Genomic DNA, 2,500 nt, shown 5'->3' on the forward strand with positions numbered 1-2,500 from the left:
TTACACCTTGAAAACTGAACAATAACTATGGCAAACAAAGAGTAAAATCTGAGATTGCCTCTAATATGAGGTCAAGCCCTCGGCCTATTAGTATCAGTCCGCTGCATACATTACTGCACTTCCACTCCTGACCTATCAACCTTGTAGTCTACAAGGGGCCTTACTCCATAAAGGATGGGAACACTTATCTCGAGGGGAGTTTCACGCTTAGATGCCTTCAGCGTTTATCTCGTCCGTACTTAGCTACCCAGCTATGCCCCTGGCGGAACAACTGGTGCACCAGCGGTACGTCCATCCCGGTCCTCTCGTACTAAGGACAGCTCCTCTCAATATTCCTGCGCCCGCAACAGATAGGGACCGAACTGTCTCACGACGTTCTGAACCCAGCTCGCGTACCGCTTTAATTGGCGAACAGCCAAACCCTTGGGACCGAATTCAGCCCCAGGATGCGATGAGCCGACATCGAGGTGCCAAACCTCCCCGTCGATGTGGACTCTTGGGGGAGATCAGCCTGTTATCCCCAGGGTAGCTTTTATCCGTTGAGCGACGGCATTTCCATTCACATACCGCCGGATCACTAACTCCAACTTTCGTTACTGCTCGAACCGTCATTCTCGCAGTTAGGCTCGTTTATGCGTTTACACTCAGTGCACGATTTCCGTCCGTGCTGAACGAACCTTTGAGCGCCTCCGTTACTCTTTAGGAGGCGACCGCCCCAGTCAAACTGCCCACCTGACAGTGTCCCCCGACCAGATTCATGGCCGCAGGTTAGAATCCCAATATCCCAAGAGTGGTATCCCAAGGTTGCCTCCACAAATGCTGGCGCACTTGCTTCCCAGGCTCCCACCTATCCTGTACATGGAATACCGAGATCCAATATCAAGCTACAGTGAAGCTCCATGGGGTCTTTCCGTCTAGTTGCGGGAAACCGGCATCTTCACCGGTACTACAATTTCGCCGGGCGGGCTGTTGAGACAGTGCCCAAATCGTTACGCCATTCGTGCGGGTCAGAACTTACCTGACAAGGAATTTCGCTACCTTAGGACCGTTATAGTTACGGCCGCCGTTTACTGGGGCTTAAGTTCGCACCTTCGCTTGCGCTAAGCACTCCCCTTAACCTTCCAGCACCGGGCAGGCGTCACCCCCTATACGTCATCTTTCGATTTAGCAGAGAGCTGTGTTTTTGCTAAACAGTCGCTTGGGCCTTTTCACTGCGGCCTGCTCTCGCAGGCGCCCCTTATCCCGAAGTTACGGGGCCAATTTGCCGAGTTCCTTAACAACCCTTCTCCCGTTGGCCTTAGAATACTCATCCCATCTACCTGTGTCGGTTTGCGGTACGGGCACCTTAGTATACACATAAGCTTTTCTCGTCTCTCACGCCAGTTACTTCCCTACTAAATTTCGGTCCCTTACGCCCGGGGCAACCATCGCCCGGGTTAACCTTAATGAAAGCGTCCCTTATGCTTAAAGTTCGGTGGTTACGGAATTTCTACCGTATGTGCATCGACTACGCCTTTCGGCCTCGCCTTAGCTCCCGACTAACCTTGGGCGGACGAACCTTCCCCAAGAAACCTTAGATTTTCGGCCATTATGATTCTCACATAATTCTCGCTACTTATTCCGGCATTCTCACTCGTATAAAATCCACCAGTGCTTCCGCTCTGACTTCGCCTCTTATACGACGCTCCCCTACCCAATGCATTACTGCAATGCCTAAGCTTCGGTTGAACGCTTAGCCCCGTTACATTTTCTGCGCAAAACCACTCGACCAGTGAGCTATTACGCACTCTTTGAATGAGTGGCTGCTTCTAAGCCAACATCCTGGTTGTCTTCGCAGTTTCACATCATTTTCCACTTAGCGTTCATTTGGGACCTTAGCTGTAGATCTGGGCTGTTTCCCTTTTGACCACGAGACTTATCTCACGTAGTCTGACTGCTATTCATCAATTAGCCGGCATTCAGAGTTTGATAGGGTTCGGTAACCTCGCGGCCCCTAGCCCATTCAGTGCTTTACCTCCGGTAATCTAAAATAACGCTAGCCCTAAAGCTATTTCGGGGAGAACCAGCTATCTCCGAGTTCGATTGGAATTTCTCCGCTATCCACAAGTCATCCCCGGCTTTTTCAACAGACGTGGGTGCGGCCCTCCACGGTGTCTTACCACCGCTTCAGCCTGCTCATGGATAGGTCACCCGGTTTCGGGTCTAATACCTGCAACTTCATACGCCCTTTTCAGACTCGCTCTCGCTACGGCTCCGGTACTCCAGTACCTTAACCTCGCTGCAAATATTAACTCGCCGGACCGTTCTACAAAAAGTACCCGATCACACTTTAACGTGCTCTCGGTGCTTGTAGGCACAAGGTTTCAGGTTCTTTTTCACTCCCCTCCCGGGGTACTTTTCACCTTTCCCTCACGGTACTGCTCCACTATCGGTCACTGAGTAGTATTTAGGCTTGGAGGATGGTCCCCCCATATTCCCTGCGGGTTTCACGTGTCCGCAG

Annotated in this window: 1 rRNA gene (cut by a window edge); it reads right to left on the reverse strand. The window is 51.6% G+C overall.

Going from position 1 to position 2,500, the window contains the following annotated elements:
- Positions 1–67: 67 nt before the first annotated feature.
- A 23S ribosomal RNA gene (locus H8S45_RS15445) occupies positions 68–2,500 on the reverse strand; it runs 410 nt beyond the window's last position.

The organism is Agathobaculum faecis, from assembly GCF_014287995.1.
GTDB lineage: Bacteria > Bacillota > Clostridia > Oscillospirales > Butyricicoccaceae > Agathobaculum > Agathobaculum ammoniilyticum.